This is a genomic window from Chlamydia poikilotherma (genome assembly GCF_900239975.1).
In the GTDB taxonomy this organism is placed as follows: domain Bacteria; phylum Chlamydiota; class Chlamydiia; order Chlamydiales; family Chlamydiaceae; genus Chlamydia; species Chlamydia poikilotherma.
This window is the reverse complement of record NZ_LS992154.1, coordinates 791238-808567: the sequence shown is the minus strand read 5'-3', so window position 1 is coordinate 808567 and position 17330 is coordinate 791238. Positions and strand designations below refer to the sequence as shown.

Here is a 17330-nt window from a genome sequence, read left to right as displayed (position 1 = left end):
AGTCAATATTAACGGATTTTTGAAAATCTATGTTAAAATATTTGAAATTAGAAAGATAAGTGTTGGTTTTAGTTAAAAAATCGAAAACATACTTGTTGATAAGTGATTTTAATAAGATAGGATTGGAAACTTTCTATTATTTTATTAGATATAAGTGAATTAACTAATTTTAAATAAGAAAGGATAGCTAGCGGAAAGAAGTTGTACATCCTCCGTCAAGAATTAAATTGGTTCCTGAAATGAAGGATGATGATGAGGATAAAAGGAATTCTATGGTTGTTGCTAGTTCCTCAGTTTCACAAAAACGTCGTAAAGGTATGGACTCGGTCTCTTTATTATATTCTTCTACATAACTAAAGTGATTTACCCTTGCTTTTTCTCGGATCCTTTCTTGGTGGAATGGAGTGCGTACGACTCCTGGAGAAACAACGTTCGCGCGAATTCCTTTTGGTCCTAGTTCGTGCGCCAGTGCTTTTGTATATGTTGTCCACATACGACGAATAACACAGGAAAGACCGTAGGAAGGAATTAGTTGTACTGATGTGGTTCCCCCTATAATAACAATAGAACTTTGGGGAGCCATGTAAGGAAGAGTGGCTTGAATCAAAGCTGTCTGTGCTATAAAGGTTGTTCTCAGTATAGCTTCCCAAGATTCTGGAGATTGTAGTATACCGCCCCAAAGAGGACGTGGGGTAGAAATGATGAGCCCGTGAACAGGACGATTTAAGTCTTTAAGTGTTTTTTTATAATCGGTGAGATATCCCGGTAGAGAGTAGTCTATGGCTAGAGTTGAGGAGTTGGGATTTTGCTCGTGTAGGGCAGACAGTTTGCTCTTTTGTCTTCCTACAAGCAATAGATAATAATCTCGATCGTGTAGGTAATGTGTGATTGCTGATCCTAATTGACCTGAAGCTCCTGTGATTACAATAAATGACCCATTTTCCTTTGTTGTTGCTAATGCGTAGGAAGAAAACAGAGTTAGGAGGATTGCGGTGCGGCGAATTAATTTGGTGAATCTATACATAGAGAAGTTAGGATACGGCGATTATGTTGGGTTAATGGGCGTTGTGGGATGGTATTCAAGAAACTTTGTAAGTAGTTTTCTGTTTCCGTATCCCCCATAGGCGGAATCGTATAGTTAGGATTTTCTAAATATTTTTCAAGGAATAAAGAAACCCAAATTCCGCAAGAGGAACCATCTCTTTGTATGGGGGTTTCGACAACTTTTTTCACAGTAAATGGAGAACCTGCTCCATTAGCATCGGGGTGACAGTTTCCTAATCTAGTTGCGATAGAATTCAGAGCGGGATCAATCTCATTGTTCGGTACAAAATGCGCAAGGCTATCGAAGTAAAGAATTTCTTTTCTATCCAGATTTACAATGACTAATGTCCAATGGGATAATCCTGCGTATCCAGCTTGTACTGTTGCCGTCATCCTCGTGGTTATTTCCTCTTGATTGGCGGCAAAGGGATGATGCCACATGGGATAAGCAAATATACGAAAATCTTGACAGTTTTTTCCTTCTAAATGGGGGTAATTAGTAAGATCCCTGTGGGGGCATTGGCTTGAGTCGGGTTGGTCGAGGGGTTCCTGATTAACTAGATTGAGCATGTGCTGGTCTTGAAGAATATGACGTTCTATGGAAAAACAGGACGGTGTATCCAAAAAAGAAGTAATGAATAATTTTGAGTACGTTTCCGTCAATCGAAGAAAATGAGTAAAAATTTCCCCATTATCCCAAGTTGCAAATGTGATTGTCGGTTCTGGACTATAGGGTATACTTCGGTATATCGTATCGTATCTGTAAGGGAAATACGGGGGATAATCGTAATCTAAATAATCTACACAGATTTCATGGGTGTTGAGATCCAAGAGATTTTGTGTAGACATAAAGCATAGAATTAACCCTAGAGTAACTATAATAAGTATGGCCGCAAGGATAACTCGGGCTAATTTACTTAAAAATGAGGCATTGTCAAATGATCCAGGGCCGGTAATAGGCGTTTTTTCTCCTATAGATTTGGATTTTTGATCTTTGGGAAGGAGTGGGGTAGGGTTGCATAAGGTATAGATCGACCCCGATTGCATATTTGGCGGTGAAAGAAGGAAATTAGCCATAAAATTATTTTTTTTGACAAAGATTATAATTCTTTTAGGAAAATAAATCATTTAATTTTTTTTGTATAATTAGTTATTTTATATTAATGTCTCGTGTTTTGTTTCCATATTGTCTTTATAAATGCGAGGTATTCTTCTTATTCCCAGATAAAAAATCGGAGTGGTAGCTAGGATAAAGAAAACTTTATAGAGATATGAACAAGTCATAATTTGTAAAGTTTTTGTAAAGGATAGATGCATGCCTATATAGACAACGCCGAGATCAACAATAAGGGTATCGACCATTTGTGAGAGCATAGAAGATGCGTTATTGCGTATCCAAGGAGATGATTTAGGAAAGCGTCGTTTAAAAAAATGAAAGGAAATAATATCGAGCTGTTGTGAAACGGAGAAAGCAGTAAATGAGGCAATAAAAGCTATTGGACTGACATCAAATAGAATATGCCAGGCATTTGCGATTTCTATGGACGAGGCTGGAAGAAGAGATACAATTTGGAGAAATATTAGGCAGAGCATATTACCAGCAAATGCTGAAAATACCATGTGTCGGGTTTTTTCAGGACCAAAGATCTCATTAACGATGTTAGAAATCACAAAAGTTAGAGGATAGAAAAGCAATCCCCCGGGAATAGTAAAGTAAGGCGTTACGATGAGCCTAGAAGCTGCTACCAGATTCGATAAGATCAGAATTAATGAGAAGGTAAGGGATAGATTAAAAAATGTCTTATTTTTATGAGAGGACATGGTCTTTTAAAAAGAGGATGATATCTTGATAATATATGTCGTGGGGACCAAAGACCGTGAAATCAAGTTGTCCTTGTTCTAGAAAGAGCTGCATTTTTTCTGAGATATCATTTAATTCGCTAAACTCATGAATGACAAAAAGTGTTGTTTGTAGTGAATTTGGGTTGCAAGGACGTTGTATAATGTGTTCCGTTTTAAATGGAGAAACAAACACCTTGTTATTAAAAGTATAGGCTAGTTGTTCAGTCGAGCTTAATATAGCAGCTCCGTAAGCCTTTCTTTTCCCCTGTTCTTCAATAAGACCATTTTCTACCGTAAACCAAAAACATCGCGAAATAGCAAGAGCATTGCTATTAAGGATACGCGGTTGATCTTCGATAGGGTAGATCTCTTTTGCCCTATGTATAGCTTTTATAAACAGCTGTCCCATAGTAAAGAAAAACTTCATAAATTCAGGGTGCAACAGCCAAGGAACGTGGCAAAATAAATCGTGAATCAGGTCGGGAAGAGTAGAAAAGCCATCGTCATCCAAGGGGCGTGTTTGTGTGGCTATAGGAAAACACTTTTCACTTAACTCAAATAAATAATTGTGCGGTGGAAGGTAATTTTCCGTTGGTGATAACGTAAATCCTGATTTTGATAATAAGATATTATTTATATGGTTGAAGTCTATAGGCGATCCTTTAACTAAGTGCAGGACTTCTAAATACTCAAAAAAGACTTGAGGGCAATAAGCTTCCCATAAAGGAAGTCGAGAGTTTAAGAGGGTGTCCGAATGATTTGCAGAATTAGAAAATATTGTGGCAATATGATGAGCCATGAATGAGCGGAATTTTATAGTTTAGGAGCTACTTTAATTAACAAGGCTTTCTATTTATTGATTATTACAGATTAAAGAGAGATGCGCATTGAAAAGAATCAAAGAGATTTAAATTCTAGGATTCTTTAGGATTTTTGTCGATAGGAAGCTAAGCTCTCTCAGAGCTATAAATGATGATGTTTTTCTATATTTTGAGATGAATTTATGCGTGTTGGTATTATCGGATGTTCAGGAAGAATGGGAACGTTGCTCGGTACTTCATTGAAATCAATCGCACGCTTCACTTTAGGCCCAGGATTTTCCAGAACAAGTGCTCATACTTTATCTTCTGTTATAGACAGTAATGATGTTCTTGTAGATTTTTCTTCTTCATCTTTTTCTGAGGAACTTCTTCTGGCTTTGCTTTGTAATCCCAAACCTTTAATTTTTGCTACGACTAAACCCGCAGTATCTTTATCTATAGATAAAAAAATAGAAGATTTAGCTGTTTATGTTCCTGTTATTGTTTGTTCAAATACGAGCTTAGGAGCGTATGTGCAGAAACGTTTAGCTGTTATACTCGCTAGTGTTTTCGATGATACCTACGATATCCGTATTACTGAGGTGCATCATAGAAAGAAAAAAGATTTGATTTCAGGAACAGCTAATGAATTAGTCTCTGTTCTTTGTGATGCTAAAGAGAAGGAGTGGCAACAGAACTATAGTGTCGGGTCTAACTGTGACAATGTAAAAAATATTGAGTTACATGCTTCACGTGTTGGCAATATTTCGGGGGAGCATGAAATAGCTTTTATCAGTGATAAAGAGCAAATCACTTTACGGCATACTGTCTTTTCCCGTGAAGTCTTTGCTGAGGGAGTTGTGAGAATTTTAGATTGGTTGTTAAACGAATCCCCGCCTCCCGGATGTTATGGACCTGAAGTAGGGCTAAAGGTTTCTGTGTGAATGAACAGTTCTTGCTTAAAAAACAAAACCGTTATTACAATGCGGCCTCTAAGATTCCTTGATTTTTGAATAAGAGGAGTGCGTATTTTGTCTTGCCGATACTCTAGATTAAGTGGCTGTTTTGTTAACCTGCTTTCTTATTCACTATCAGTGATGATATAGTATGATTTCAGGAGGCAACACATGCGTGTAGCTGTTTTGGGAGCTACCGGGCTGGTTGGTCAAAAATTCGTAGCTCTTTTGCATAAATGGTTTCCTTGGCATATTTGTGAAGTTGTTGCCTCCGAGACAAAATATAGTCAGACTTATGGTTCTGCGTGTGTTTGGCAAGAGTCTTTGAGTCCTATGCCGGAAAGTATGGTCCATCTGCCTGTTCGTAGAATCGAAGAGATCGAATCGGATATTATTGTATCCTTCTTGCCTGAAAAGATAGCGGAATCATTAGAGTCATATTGTCTATCTAAGGGAAAATTGATTTTTTCTAATTCATCTGCCTTTAGAATGCATCCCGCGGTTCCCATTATTATTCCTGAAGTAAATCAGGATCATCTTAGTCTTATTGCTGCGCAGCCTTTCCCGGGAAGAATCATCACTAATTCTAATTGTTGTGTCTCTGGCATTGCTTTAGCTTTAGCTCCATTGAAGGAATTTAGGATTGACCGTGTGAATATTGTCACTTTGCAATCGGCAAGTGGTGCTGGTCATCCTGGAGTTTCTTCCATGGATGTTTTAGGAAATACGATTCCTCATATAGTAGGGGAAGAAGAAAAAATCCTTAGAGAAACACTAAAGATTTTAGGCAAATGTGATGAACCTGCAGAGTTTTCCATAACGGTTACTGTACATCGTGTTCCTGTAGTTTATGGACATACTCTAACTTTACATGTGACTTTTCTTGATCCTGTCGATATAGAGGATATTCTTCATTGCTATCATCATAGAAATGAAGCCTTTCCAGGTACGTATAAACTTTATGATTCTCCTTGGCATCCACAAGCAAGAAAAGATCTTGCAGATGATGACATGCGTGTGCATATAGGACCCATTACTCATGGGAGTGATTCTCGAACAATAAAAATGAATGTATTGATACACAATCTTGTTCGGGGTGCTGCAGGAGCTTTATTGACAAATATGCACAACTATTGTTGTCAGAATTCTGGAGAATATACATGCCTCCAGTAGTATATAAATTTGGCGGGACTAGTTTAGGAACAGCAGAAAGTATACGCAAGGTCTATGCTATTGTCTCTAAAAATACACCGCATTTTATTGTTGTTAGTGCTGTAGCGGGAATTACAGACTTACTAGATATGTTTTGCTGTGTTTCTAGTGAGTATCGTGAACAAATTGTTTTTGATATTGTAAAGAGACACAATAAAATTATCCATGAACTTCAAATCACATTTTCCCTATCTTCTTGGATAGAAAAGTTGAACAGTTATGTAGATAAAGAAGAAATTGCTCCTAGTGATCGAGCCGAAATTCTTGCTTTAGGTGAGGATATATCGGCTGCTTTATTTCAAGCTTTCTGTGATAGCAATAACTTTCCTATAGAGTTTTTAGAGGCAAGAACTGTCATATTGACAAATGGTGAATACCATCGTGCTGCTCCTGATATTTCGCGTATGCGAGAAAACTGGCGTGCTCTTAACCTCAAAAGTGATATTTGTTATATCACTCAGGGATTTATAGGAGCAGATGCTTTTGGGAAAACCACGGTGTTGGGCAGAGGAGGAAGTGATTATTCCGGAGCATTAATTGCTGAAATGAGTAATGCTCAAGAAGTGCGTATTTATACTGATGTGAATGGTATTTATACTATGGACCCGAGAATCATTGAAGATGCGCAACTCATCCCAGAGTTGAGTTTTGAAGAAATGCAAAACCTTGCCACCTTCGGTGCTAAAATTCTCTATCCTCCTATGCTTTCTCCATGCGTGCGTGCAGGAATCCCTATTTTCGTAACCTCTACTTTTGATGTTTCTAAAGGAGGTACTTGGATCTATGCTATGGATAAAACTGTAAGCTATGCACCTCGTGTAAAAGCGCTTTCTTTACGTCAACGTCAACGATTATGGTCTGTAGATTGTGGTGTTTTAGGTGCCGTTAACCTAGATAAGATTTTACCTATACTAGATACCTATCATATTCTTCCTGGTTTGATAACTTCTCAGGATACTAAGGTATCTTTTACGACAGATGATGATGATATTTCTGAAGAAATCATTCAAGATCTCTATAGCAAGCTATCTAATATAGGAACTGTACACATGCTTTATGATTTGGCGTTGATTACTATGATTGGTTCTGGATTAGCTTCAACAAAGGTTGTAACTACCGTTACAGATAAATTACGTAATTATCCTTCTCCCATTTTTTGCTGTTGTCAAAGTTGCATGGCATTGAGCTTAGTAGTTCCTGAAAATCTAGCAGGAAATATTGTAGAACAACTCCATAATGATTATGTTAAGCAGAGGTTTTCTGTAGTATAATAACAAGTATTATGAAATTACTCACTGCGTGCGTTACTCCTTTTCTTCCTAATTATGCAATTGATTTTCCAAGTTTTGAGAAGATTTTACGTTCTCAAGAAAAAGAAGGAAATGGTGTTGTTCTTCTTGGAAGTACTGGAGAAAGCCTAGCGTTAACAGTAAAAGAGAAAGAAGCCTTAGTTTCTTTCGCTTGTTCTTTGAAACTGCAGGTTCCTATAGTTATTGGGGTGTCTGGCATTTCACTAAATGATGCTTTAGAATGGATAAGGATATGCTCTACGTATTCTGTTGATGGTTTTTTAATCACTAGTCCTATTTATACAAAACCTGGGGTTTATGGTCAGACGTTATGGTTTGAGCATCTTTTGAACGCTACGAATAAACCTGCAATTTTATATAACATTCCTTCTAGGGCAGGAACACCGTTATATTTAGAAGCTGTACGTGCATTATCCACACATCCTTCTTTTTATGGAGTGAAAGATTCTGGAGGGTCTGTTGAAAAATGTCGCGAATATGTGCAGATACATCCCGATCTTATTTTGTATTGTGGCGATGATGGTTTGTGGCCGCAAATGCATCTATCAGGAGCTCATGGGCTCGTTTCTGTTTTATCTAATGGTTGGCCAGGAGAGGCGCGTAGCTATGTAGATAATCCTTATCAAGAAAGCAATGCATCATTGTGGCAAGAGCTTTCTCTTTGGCTTGCTCATACGACAAATCCCATCGCAATCAAGGCATTGCTAGCTTATAAGCAAGATATTGCTCACAGTGTTTTGCGTTTGCCACTATCTATTAGAGACTTGCAAAATGCAGAATCTTTGCCGATCATTGTGAAAAAAATGTTGCACTGGTTGCCAGCGTGTCAGCAGACTCTCACATAGATTTGAGGTAAGAAAGCATACATTTTCAATAGGGTGTATTGTAAAACACAGCTGCCCTTTCCTGTTGATTTTAAATGATTTGTATTGCATTTTCCTTTGCTTGTTAGCGATTTTCCTCTACTTAATTACAAATGCATCGACATACTAAAATTCCTCTACTACCTATTCGAGCTGTTCAACCTGTAGCTGCATTAAAAAATGAGCAAAATCAGGTAATTTGCAAATCGAATTTTCTGAATTTTATTTTAGAAATGCTTAAGTTAGATAGGATTTATAAGTTTTTCTCAAGAATCGGGCTAACACGGTTCTCTATGTTCATTTATCATGCTATGCTGATATTTATCACAGTAGTTTATATATCGATTTCTTGTGTTTTACATGTGTTATGCATGCACAATCCTTTAGAGTACAAAGAGCAGAGAAAATATTTCAGATATTGAAAATCGTGTTGTGGAATTATTGAGAGCTCTTTTTATCTATAAGATATATTAATATTCACTGATATTTATCTTAATTTTTATATTTTTATTTATAACAATTTTAAGGTGGATTTTTTTTGCACATTTGTTTGCCTTTTGGATTTTTATTTCTTATACTACTTCTTCATGAATTTGACTGGGTTGATTCAAATTAAGCAAGAACACGAGTAGGTATGATTAAGAGATTTTTTATTTATAGTTTAACCACCGCATTCCTTTCTTTAATATGCTGTAGTCATATTTTTTCTGAGACTATAGAGACTATTATGCAAGAACCTGTTGAGAAACGAAGTTCTAGAATGGATTGTTGTTTTGATTCTATAAGTGATGGAGATAGAGAATGCCTAGCGGATCAGCTAGATTCTTTATTTCAAGTTTTGGTAGAGGAAGGTCAGGAATTATACCATGATCTTGCTCTTGTATGTAAGAACGAGAATATAGAATTAGAAAGTAACGAACAGGCTATAGAGCTAATGAAAGAATCACCCTCTGGGCAGAGAATTTTACAGGCATGTAGAAATATTTTCTCATGTCTTCACATATCTTCTGAAGAATTGAATAATGAGAATCTTTCTTTTGATGTTTTGCTACAGAAGCTCGATGAGATTGCCAATATCTGGCGTTATTATCGCCATTCTAAAGATATGGAATATGCTTATAAAGATCTCGAAATGCGAGAAAAAGAATTGGATTTTAAAAAAGATCTTCTTGCTTGGCAGAAAGAGAAAGCAGATAAGGAACTCGCGTGGAAGCGCGAGAGGTACGCTAGAGATATGGTGACGCATAAGAGATAATAACAAACACCATCGTTTGGCAAGCTTATAAAAGTATCTGTGATTTTCTTCACAGATACTTTTTTATTTTAAGCCCAAACAATTTTGAAGCAGTAGATACAATAAAGTTAATGAATCAAAACTTATGTCAATTTTTTCACAGATACAAATCGTCAGATACAATATTGTCTGTAAATTCGTTCATTCTCATTACTTTGTGGTAATTATATTTGTATAAAGTATTGGGATCTCGTCGTGGAAACATCTCTAGGTTTGATTTTACAGAATGAAGTGCTACGCATAGTACAAAGGCTTGTTGGGAAATAGGATTATCTTTTTCTTGGCAAGAGAGTTGATGAATACCTATATATGCCTATAAGGCTGGATGGTTTTATGGTTTTACCTGTCGATCTTGGCAGCAATCTGTCTTTAGAAAGTATCAGTTTAGAAGATGAGCCAATCAATTCTAATGGTGCCGAGCAACACTTTTTTGAACAGACTACTAGACAAGTAAATGTATTTATTCATGGGGAGCCTACCCCATTTGTCACGGAATTAGATGAGGTATTTGAAGCCGTAAGTCTTTTCGATAACAATAGAGAAATGCCTCCGGCATACGATATTGATGTTACCTATATTAATGGTAGTGGTCAGACTCTACCAGAAGCGCAGCTTGAATCCTTATACATTAGTGAAGTGCGTAATGTAGCTGTACGCCTGTTGTATAATTCAGGCTCTGAGAGCTTCTGTTCGCGGTTATCTCGCAGACCTATTTTTTCTCTATCCAATCCCTTGTGTCGGGCTTTATCAGATTCTTTGAATCATTTCTTCTCTCATCCAGGGAATCGGCACAGAAGACATATAATTATATTTTACGGAGATGGGGGAGGTGTAGTTCAGCAAGTATTAGATCAAACTCCATATGCAGATAGAATTTGTGTGATTGGTATTGCTCCAACGGTATACGTTAGAGGAAATGATGCGCATCATTTTAGAGTATCTGGAGATCTCACCACTCTTTTCGACTGTGATGGATTTACACAAACTAATGTAACGACTGTTCCTTACTCATCAGGAACGGAGGGTTTATTTTTCCCAACTATACGCTGCCCGAGCTATCTTTCGGCTTTGTGTTTAACAGCAACCCCCCCCCCCCCCACAGAGGTTGAAAGAAATTCAAATCAGATTTCTTTGGTGGAGATTGGTCGTGGAGGTGGAGCGTTTGAGAGATTATCTGAATTATTAAGAGCTGGGGATACTTCTGCAGAGGCGGAGTTTAACTTTGCTCCAACGGCAGCAACCGACGTGGTTTTATCGAGTATATTCAGTATATTTAGAATTAATGGTCTGCTGCAAGAGATCATTATTCTCTCTGTTCTTCCATCTCCAGATGTCGAAGTTTCTTATGTGATTGTTTGCGGCTACAGTATGAATTTAGTTCGTTATCTTTTTTTATTGTTTACAAATTACCGCTCTGCTCGGGATATGTTTAGGGGAGCAAGACTGGCAGCTCATGGTCTAACGCCTGTGATTTTCTTAGTGACCTTACTTGATAATATCAACTACTTAAGAAGATACGGACGATCTCCCTCAATTTTAACAGCTATATTTGTTCTGGCATCCACATTAAGTGGTAGTGTTCTTTTTATGGAGCTGTTGAGAAATTGTTGGAGAGGATTACGTGGACGTATTCAACAACCAATTTTACGAAGATTGACAGGATCATCTGAAGAATCTAGGGTGATTATCCGTTCTCAAGAAGGAAATAGGATAAGCTCTGTTCAGATGATGATAGGAACGGTGCATGGAATATTCTTAGCTTGTATTATCGGAGTTTTAAATGGTGTAACTATTAACCTTCCAAGCACGCTAGGAAGAAACTCTACTACAGATACCGGTGTGTATTCTAATCAATTGCACAATGCTTCGGTTGCCTGGCGAACTGGGGATGTTTTAGCAGTATCACAGACAGTAAGTCTGTTTATATGTATGATCGTATTAGCAGTAAATATTATGATTATGGTGAATTTAGTACGTAGAAATCAACGACGATAAACTGCATAGTATTTTTTTTAACTTCAGTTTACGCTTTGCTTCCTCAAAGCTAGAGAAGATAATGGTTATGACAGCAGCGCTTACCACACATGTATGTGTGCAAAATCAACAACAGATCAATTTATGGAAGGAGTTCCCTTTGGTGGAACGTATCGGTGTAGTATTTTCTGTTGTTTTTGTTGTATTCGGTGTAATTTGTAGTATCGTGGGCATGGCACTTGGTTCAATAACAACTGGTGTCATAGGTTTTTGTCTCTATATTATGAGCATCCTTTTCCTTCTTCGAGGCGTTGTTGTCTACAATCATTTTTCTTCGAGCTACCTAGTTTACGGTTCTTTAGATACAAAATATCAACAAAGAGAGTTTTGGGAAAATATTTGTGAATACCCTGATCATGTCTTATGTAGCTAAATTGTAGATTTTCACCTTAGGGAATCAGTTTGAAAAGATAAACGTTAATCTTTGATAATCAATACTGTAAAAATGATTTTTATTATTTGCATCTTAGAATGACTTTATAAGATTCTTTGTCTTTTCATTGTAAGTAAGCCTTTTATTTATGTTTTTCCCCATCGAGGCTATTTTTAAAGGTTCTTGTTCTCAGTATCTGCGATTACATGGGCTGCCAGTTTCTCCAGCGTTTTTTAGGAGGTAGGTTGCTGTCTCCTGGAGTTGTTGTGGAGCCTCTAGCAGGACCATCAGTTGGCTGAGTAGATGTTCCTTCTTGGCTACTTTCACTATCTGCGGAACGTTTTCTTGATGAACCAGAGACTGGTGATATGGGTTCTAGAGGAGAGCATGGTGAAACTCCTGGGCTAGCTAGTGTAATAGTGCTTGATCCTGAAGAGTTGGAATCCTCACTAAAATCACCGTAAGAGTATCCTGCAGAAGAACTCAATCTTCTTGGACTTATTGTAGGTGTCGGGGGGAATCCGTCTCTACTGTCACTGCTGCCAGGAAGACCCGTTAAAGGAATGGCGTTTTCTACGAAACCTTCAATACGTTGTGATAAACTCATAACATTTGATGGTTTAGTATCCAGAGCTGTCGAATTTCGAAATGGACACTGTGGTGTAGGCGCTGGGGATCCCGCAGACGAACTACTTGATGATGATGACATGTAAAATTACCCCTTTTTCTTTCCGACTTTCATTCAGAAACATGAAGGGTGTCGGTAAGAAAAATGGCGGTAGGAGCTAACCCCCCCCCCCCCCACGGGAAGAGAGACTAAAAGGGTAGATAGATGTAGAAGATAAGGAGTAAAACATGAGCAATATGTTCTAAAATGAAAAGCCTTCGCACGCATTTTAATTCAAAACATAATAATTTCACAATTAACTGCTTACGATTTATTGTTAAAAGAATTAATTTATCTATATTTTAGTTATGTTTCCTTTTCATATCTTAATAAAGATGTCTTTTTAAATTCAGAAATTGACAAGAGTAGGTATAAAGTTACAAAATAACCCGGAACATCAGATATCACGAATAGGAGGGAGAGATGAGTTATAGTCAGACGAAGAAATCTTGGCTTTTTGGGGTATTAAGTAGTCCAGTAGTTAACATTTTAGAAGGATCACTTTTCTTAGCTTTATTAGCAAAAATTACCTTACCTCTGCCATTTACTCCTATTCCTGTTACTTTCCAAACTTTAGGAATTTACTGTATTGGTGTGGCGTGCTCTCCGACGATTGCTGTTAGTAGTGTGATCGCCTATCTACTAGAAGGATTATTCTTTCCCGTATTTTATAGTTCAGAGTATGGTGTAGCTACATTTTTTGGACCAACAGCAGGATACCTCTACGCGTTTCCTCTAGTCGCACTATTCATATCACTACTTTATCGTCGATTTAAGAATCCTAATAGTTATGTCTTGGGATCTATCCTTGCAGGAGCAGCGTTTATCACACTATTATTAGGATCATTGTGGCTCGCTTGTTACTTTTATATGACATCAATAACAGACAAAGTGGATCTTGTTCTGGGTTTACAATTAGGCGCTGCACCATTTGTTATTGGAGAGACGTTGAAGATACTTCTGATTGTTCAAGGAAGAAAGGCTCTTCAGTTCTTCGAAAAATGATATTTTTAGTTTCTTAGTAAAGATTCTTTATAGAAAAGGTTTCTACATTTGTAGAAACCTTTTCTTTAGTTAGATTGCTCTTCATTGCTGTTTGAATTTTCTGAAGTAGGTATACTCGGTGGGCTCTTAGAGCTTGTGACAATCTGTTTAAGATTATTATAATTGTTCTGAGAATTTGCCTGAGCTTCCAAAAGTTCTTGATTTTGCTTTAATAGAATGTAGTTAATTTGTTGAATTTCTTTATTTGTTTTACTGGAGATCATAAGAAAAGAGCATAAACAGATAATAGAAATTAACGAGATGATAACACTTCCAGAAATCATCAGAATAGGTAATGTGGGTAATAAGATAGCTCCCGCGATACATCCTGCAAGACCTGCGCAAATTGATAAGGCGACCAGGGTGATCATTAGTTTAAACTTTAGATGGGATAACATAGGAGCATTTTCAGCTGAAGTCCTTGATAATCTAAGATTTATAACTTGACTCATAGAAAAAATTGTATGTAATTTTGAAAGATTAAAATCAGATTAATTTAGAATTTTCTATTAAGTCAATAAGAAGAAAATAGCCTGAGGGGTGTGTTGTAACCTATTTATTCTTGCGGAGATGTGTTTTGATGCAGTTCTCTGGATTTTTCGAGATTAGCACTCAGGCTTTTGCTATAGGTAAAGAGTTGTTTTCTATAGGGAGTTTTAGATTTTGATCAGCTGTTTTTTTAAACAAATAGGCAAGTAAAAAACTTATTCCTAACATAGAGAGTATCGCAATAACAGGACTTAATGTAGGAGAACTTATTGTGCGCCAATGATGATCATAGTTATACCCAGGCAGGCAAGTAAACCTGTTATAACCAGAGCTGTGTTTTGCACAACAATAGAAGGTCTGCTTATCTGAGGATCTAAGAAATCTAATTGAAAAAGACCCGTCTTCTCAAGAAGAGTGAGAATTTTCATAACACTAGAAGGTTATTATTAAAATCTAGCTATAATAATAGAATAACTTTCTTATGGTCAAAAGAATAGGCATAATTCAAAAAAGGTTTCCATACAAAACAATAGGAATCTCTTTTAATTAAGATTTTATTTTCTGTTTCTCATTTTTTTAGATCCTTTTTCAGGTTGTTTAATGAGGTGAGATTGATAATTAGTTATTGTCTCGCTTATAATGTAGAGCCGGTATTCCTCTAGGAAAGCATTATATTCTTCAACAAAAGCGTCATGTTCGTTGATGAAGTTCCTATAGTGTTGAGATAACAGGTACAACTTAATATCCACATCTCGATGCAAATTAACTGCAGAATTACGCGTGAGTAAGATTAATATACATAAACAGAGGGTATTGATTAGCGCTGTAAATATTCCGCCGATAACAATAAATTTAGGCGGTGTAGAAAAAATGATTACTCCTGCTAAACATGCTGCCAATGCTAAACATGTCGACAATACGATTAAAGCAAGAATTATTCTTGATTTTACGGGCTTACAACTTCCCGTTGGGGGGGGGGGGGTTAGAGTCTTCGTGTGATAAATCAGCAGATGTGGAATAGGTTGTTCGTCGCATGAAGATAAGAGACTTGTTTATTAAGCTTATACATGCTAGACAGGAGTTTTGTATAAGTCAAACACTATGAACAAGTTGTAATAGATTGTGGTATAGAAAATGAACTTAAAAAAGAGAGTTATGAATAAAAAGAACATGGGGCAGACAGGATTCGAACCTGTGACCAACGGGTTATGAGTCCGTGGCTCTAACCGCTGAGCTACTGCCCCGTGATTAAGAGAACGAATAGTAGCATATAACCTTCTGACAAGCAAGTGATATCCATCATCTATTCTGAAGATTTTAGATAACGTACAGAGATTTGCTTCATACGCATATATAGAGATTCCCCACCATTTATCCTTCCAATGGATAGATATTGGCTGAGTTGGTCAAAAAATATCGGTCTACATGTTAATATGGTAACAGGTGTTTCCCCAGAATATACCTCAGCAAATAGTCCAGCAATTCCTGAAGAGATCAAAGCTTCTGTATAGGTAAAAAAGAATAACCGACCTTCTTGCTGTATCTCATAGAGGTATAAATCGCTCTGACAGCCTAATACAAGATTTTCTCTTGTAATTTTACTTTTATCGAAAGCTTTAGATTGTGATCCAATATCTAAAAGAGAGTTGTATAACGCATCTTTATGAAATTTTTCAGGAAATAACATCTGTGAAATTCGATGCTGTTTTTTCAAACATCCAGAATGGTGTAATGGGCATACAGAGGGTTCCAAAACTATTCCTCAACAACACGATTAGGCTCTTGTCTTAGGTAGGTTAAAGTTTGCGATAGGGCAAGAATTCTTTGATTTGCTGAGGCGATAACAAGATCGGGATCACTGAAATGTAAGTGATCCTGGTATTGTGTTGTAGGGACGTCGAATACATAAGGCAAAGGCGCATTCATCTCTAATTGCAGTGTATGTAGGGTACTGGTCATTTGAGGATTATTCTGCTGTGCTGCAATTGCAGAGATCTGCTTTTGCATGATCATTTGATTTTTAATTAATTGGTATTGATTAATTGCTTTTTGAATATTTGCCACTTTTTTATCAAAAGCTTCTTGATCGGCCACATAATTATCATCATCTCCTAAACGTAATCCATAGCAGGTAAGAATACTAATTTGATTCCCTATACAGGCACCAATGGTGATTCCAACAGCCTCTGGAATGGCATAAATTAGAGCAGAAATAGAGGCAATGATTGTGGCTAACAGAATTTGACGTGTTCCATTTGGGTCAAGTTGTTTTAACCCGTAATTCATCAAATTCCAAAGACTATTCGTATTCTTATATTTATTTTTTCTATCTAAAACATTGGCGGTAAAAACACCAAAAATTACCCCAATGCCTAGCCCTATACCTAGCCAGATGGTTAAGGTTAATGCCATAGTATGGTGGCAAGCTAATATCAGAGCCCAGGCAAGAATATATAATAGAATATATTTCCAATTATCCCTTAAGAAGGAACTAATTTTTTCTCCTACAGAACGTACATGGTCTAAACATGTTTTTGGAGCAGGTCGGTAGGGTAAAATTTTTAAAGAGGAAAGAGGTGGAATAGAAGAGGATATAGCAATTCCATTAATCTTGCTGTCAGGTATCTGAGGATTCTCTATAGGAATATCTGTTTCACTATGACTTTGCACGCTTACGATACCCTCCAAGCTACTAGGAGAAGGAGCTCTAAAAGTAACAGAAGATGTCATTCTATATTTATTAAAGATAATTAACTCGCTACATAGTAAAGTAAATTGATTTTAGTTGTAAATATTGTAATAAATTTTTTCACCTGATCCTAAGCGTTCAATAATTTTTTTATAATATTTCGACTATCCGTGAAAGGCGTTTGACTTTTTCTTCACACTGAATATAATTCTGCTGCATTTATGGATGGAGCGGAATGGGATAAGCTCTATTCTTTAAAAAAGACCAAATCTGCCCGTCTGGCTAGTCTTCAATACTAAGATGTCTGTGGCCGAGAGGATTTTGTTTAAGGGTAATTAATACATGGCAAAAAAAGAAGACACTATCGTGCTTGAGGGTAGGGTGCAAGAACTCCTTCCCGGGATGCATTTCAAAATATTATTAGAGAATGGCATGCCGGTCACAGCTCATTTATGCGGTAAAATGCGTATGAGTAATATCCGTTTACTTGTTGGAGATCGCGTTACCGTTGAAATGTCAGCTTACGATCTAACAAAAGCTAGGGTTGTATACAGGCATCGTTAACTGTTTTCTATTGATGTTTTAAAATAAGTGACATAGACTAGGCAATTCTCTGAGCTATTATGAAACAGTGAATATAGGCCCAGATAGCTCAGTGGTAGAGCACTTGCATGGTAAGCAAGCGGTCGTAGGTTCAATTCCTATTCTGGGCA

The 17330-nt window shown here is 37.0% G+C and carries 20 protein-coding genes and 2 tRNA genes; 12 read left to right on the top strand and 10 right to left on the bottom strand.

What is annotated here, in order from left to right:
• Window positions 1-187: 187 nt before the first annotated feature.
• From C10C_RS03635 to C10C_RS03620, 4 genes are all read right to left on the bottom strand, one after another.
• The gene (locus C10C_RS03635; protein ID WP_117274476.1) at window positions 188-1024 is read right to left on the bottom strand and encodes an SDR family oxidoreductase; all 837 of its coding nucleotides are present in this window, start codon (window positions 1022-1024) and stop codon (window positions 188-190) included.
• The gene (locus tag C10C_RS03630) at window positions 1003-2121 is read right to left on the bottom strand and encodes a Ulp1 family isopeptidase (RefSeq protein ID WP_117274778.1); all 1119 of its coding nucleotides are present in this window, start codon (window positions 2119-2121) and stop codon (window positions 1003-1005) included. Before C10C_RS03630 ends, C10C_RS03635 begins: the two co-directional genes overlap by 22 nt.
• Window positions 2122-2199: 78 nt before the next feature.
• Entirely contained in the window at window positions 2200-2865 is a 666-nt protein-coding gene (locus C10C_RS03625) for a queuosine precursor transporter (RefSeq protein WP_117274475.1), read from the bottom strand.
• On the bottom strand, window positions 2852-3685 hold the full coding sequence (locus C10C_RS03620; protein ID WP_117274474.1) for a phenylalanine 4-monooxygenase: 834 nt from the start codon (window positions 3683-3685) through the stop codon (window positions 2852-2854). The genes C10C_RS03625 and C10C_RS03620 overlap by 14 nt, the downstream gene beginning before the upstream one ends.
• Before the next feature lie 204 nt (window positions 3686-3889).
• On the opposite strand from C10C_RS03620, the gene C10C_RS03615 reads away from it, so the two are divergent.
• The 8 genes from C10C_RS03615 (at window position 3890) to C10C_RS03580 (ending at window position 11728) form a co-directional block, all read left to right on the top strand.
• Window positions 3890-4630 carry a 4-hydroxy-tetrahydrodipicolinate reductase gene (locus C10C_RS03615; protein WP_117274473.1) on the top strand — a complete coding sequence of 247 codons (741 nt, stop codon included), beginning with the start codon at window positions 3890-3892 and terminating at the stop codon, window positions 4628-4630.
• 183 nt (window positions 4631-4813) lie between these two features.
• Window positions 4814-5815 carry an aspartate-semialdehyde dehydrogenase gene (gene asd / locus C10C_RS03610; protein ID WP_117274472.1) on the top strand — a complete coding sequence of 334 codons (1002 nt, stop codon included), beginning with the start codon at window positions 4814-4816 and terminating at the stop codon, window positions 5813-5815.
• Window positions 5803-7125, top strand: coding sequence for an aspartate kinase (locus C10C_RS03605; RefSeq protein WP_117274471.1), 1323 nt, complete (start codon window positions 5803-5805; stop codon window positions 7123-7125). The genes asd and C10C_RS03605 overlap by 13 nt, the downstream gene beginning before the upstream one ends.
• An 11-nt stretch (window positions 7126-7136) precedes the next feature.
• The gene (gene dapA / locus C10C_RS03600) at window positions 7137-8009 is read left to right on the top strand and encodes a 4-hydroxy-tetrahydrodipicolinate synthase (RefSeq protein WP_117274470.1); all 873 of its coding nucleotides are present in this window, start codon (window positions 7137-7139) and stop codon (window positions 8007-8009) included.
• Window positions 8010-8140: 131 nt separating this feature from the next.
• Window positions 8141-8449: a hypothetical protein gene (locus C10C_RS03595; RefSeq protein WP_117274469.1), complete on the top strand. Its 309-nt coding sequence runs from the start codon at window positions 8141-8143 to the stop codon at window positions 8447-8449.
• Window positions 8450-8754: 305 nt separating this feature from the next.
• On the top strand, window positions 8755-9282 hold the full coding sequence (locus tag C10C_RS03590; protein ID WP_420808138.1) for a hypothetical protein: 528 nt from the start codon (window positions 8755-8757) through the stop codon (window positions 9280-9282).
• Window positions 9283-9654: 372 nt separating this feature from the next.
• Window positions 9655-11316, top strand: a complete 1662-nt coding sequence (locus tag C10C_RS03585; protein ID WP_117274776.1) for a DUF687 domain-containing protein — start codon at window positions 9655-9657, stop codon at window positions 11314-11316.
• Window positions 11317-11383: 67 nt separating this feature from the next.
• Complete coding sequence (locus C10C_RS03580; protein ID WP_420808131.1) at window positions 11384-11728, top strand: hypothetical protein; 345 nt, start codon at window positions 11384-11386, stop codon at window positions 11726-11728.
• Window positions 11729-11930: 202 nt separating this feature from the next.
• On the opposite strand, the gene C10C_RS03575 is transcribed toward C10C_RS03580, so the two are convergent.
• The gene (locus tag C10C_RS03575) at window positions 11931-12437 is read right to left on the bottom strand and encodes a hypothetical protein (RefSeq protein WP_117274467.1); all 507 of its coding nucleotides are present in this window, start codon (window positions 12435-12437) and stop codon (window positions 11931-11933) included.
• A 381-nt stretch (window positions 12438-12818) separates the two neighbouring features.
• Here C10C_RS03575 and C10C_RS03570 point away from each other — a divergent pair, with 381 nt between their 5' ends.
• Complete coding sequence (locus C10C_RS03570; RefSeq protein ID WP_117274466.1) at window positions 12819-13400, top strand: biotin transporter BioY; 582 nt, start codon at window positions 12819-12821, stop codon at window positions 13398-13400.
• A 65-nt stretch (window positions 13401-13465) separates the two neighbouring features.
• Here the strand turns inward: C10C_RS03570 and C10C_RS03565 are convergent, their stop codons facing one another.
• Entirely contained in the window at window positions 13466-13810 is a 345-nt protein-coding gene (locus C10C_RS03565) for a hypothetical protein (RefSeq protein ID WP_145980455.1), read from the bottom strand.
• 384 nt (window positions 13811-14194) lie between these two features.
• A complete protein-coding gene (locus C10C_RS03560) occupies window positions 14195-14356 on the bottom strand; it encodes a hypothetical protein (protein WP_158543023.1) in 162 nt (53 codons plus the stop codon).
• 352 nt (window positions 14357-14708) lie between these two features.
• On the opposite strand from C10C_RS03560, the gene C10C_RS03555 reads away from it, so the two are divergent.
• Window positions 14709-14927 carry a hypothetical protein gene (locus C10C_RS03555; RefSeq protein WP_117274464.1) on the top strand — a complete coding sequence of 73 codons (219 nt, stop codon included), beginning with the start codon at window positions 14709-14711 and terminating at the stop codon, window positions 14925-14927.
• A 172-nt stretch (window positions 14928-15099) separates the two neighbouring features.
• Here the strand turns inward: C10C_RS03555 and C10C_RS03550 are convergent.
• The 3 genes from C10C_RS03550 to C10C_RS03540 all read right to left on the bottom strand — a co-directional run bounded on the left by C10C_RS03550 (window position 15100) and on the right by C10C_RS03540 (window position 16658).
• Window positions 15100-15172, bottom strand: a tRNA-Ile gene (locus C10C_RS03550).
• 59 nt (window positions 15173-15231) lie between these two features.
• The gene (locus tag C10C_RS03545) at window positions 15232-15681 is read right to left on the bottom strand and encodes a SufE family protein (RefSeq protein ID WP_117274463.1); all 450 of its coding nucleotides are present in this window, start codon (window positions 15679-15681) and stop codon (window positions 15232-15234) included.
• A gap of 2 nt (window positions 15682-15683) precedes the next feature.
• On the bottom strand, window positions 15684-16658 hold the full coding sequence (locus tag C10C_RS03540) for a hypothetical protein (protein WP_117274462.1): 975 nt from the start codon (window positions 16656-16658) through the stop codon (window positions 15684-15686).
• Window positions 16659-16959: 301 nt separating this feature from the next.
• Between C10C_RS03540 and infA the strand changes: the two genes are divergently transcribed.
• Window positions 16960-17181: a translation initiation factor IF-1 gene (gene infA, locus C10C_RS03535; protein WP_006343365.1), complete on the top strand. Its 222-nt coding sequence runs from the start codon at window positions 16960-16962 to the stop codon at window positions 17179-17181.
• 77 nt (window positions 17182-17258) lie between these two features.
• Window positions 17259-17330 (top strand) — tRNA-Thr (locus C10C_RS03530).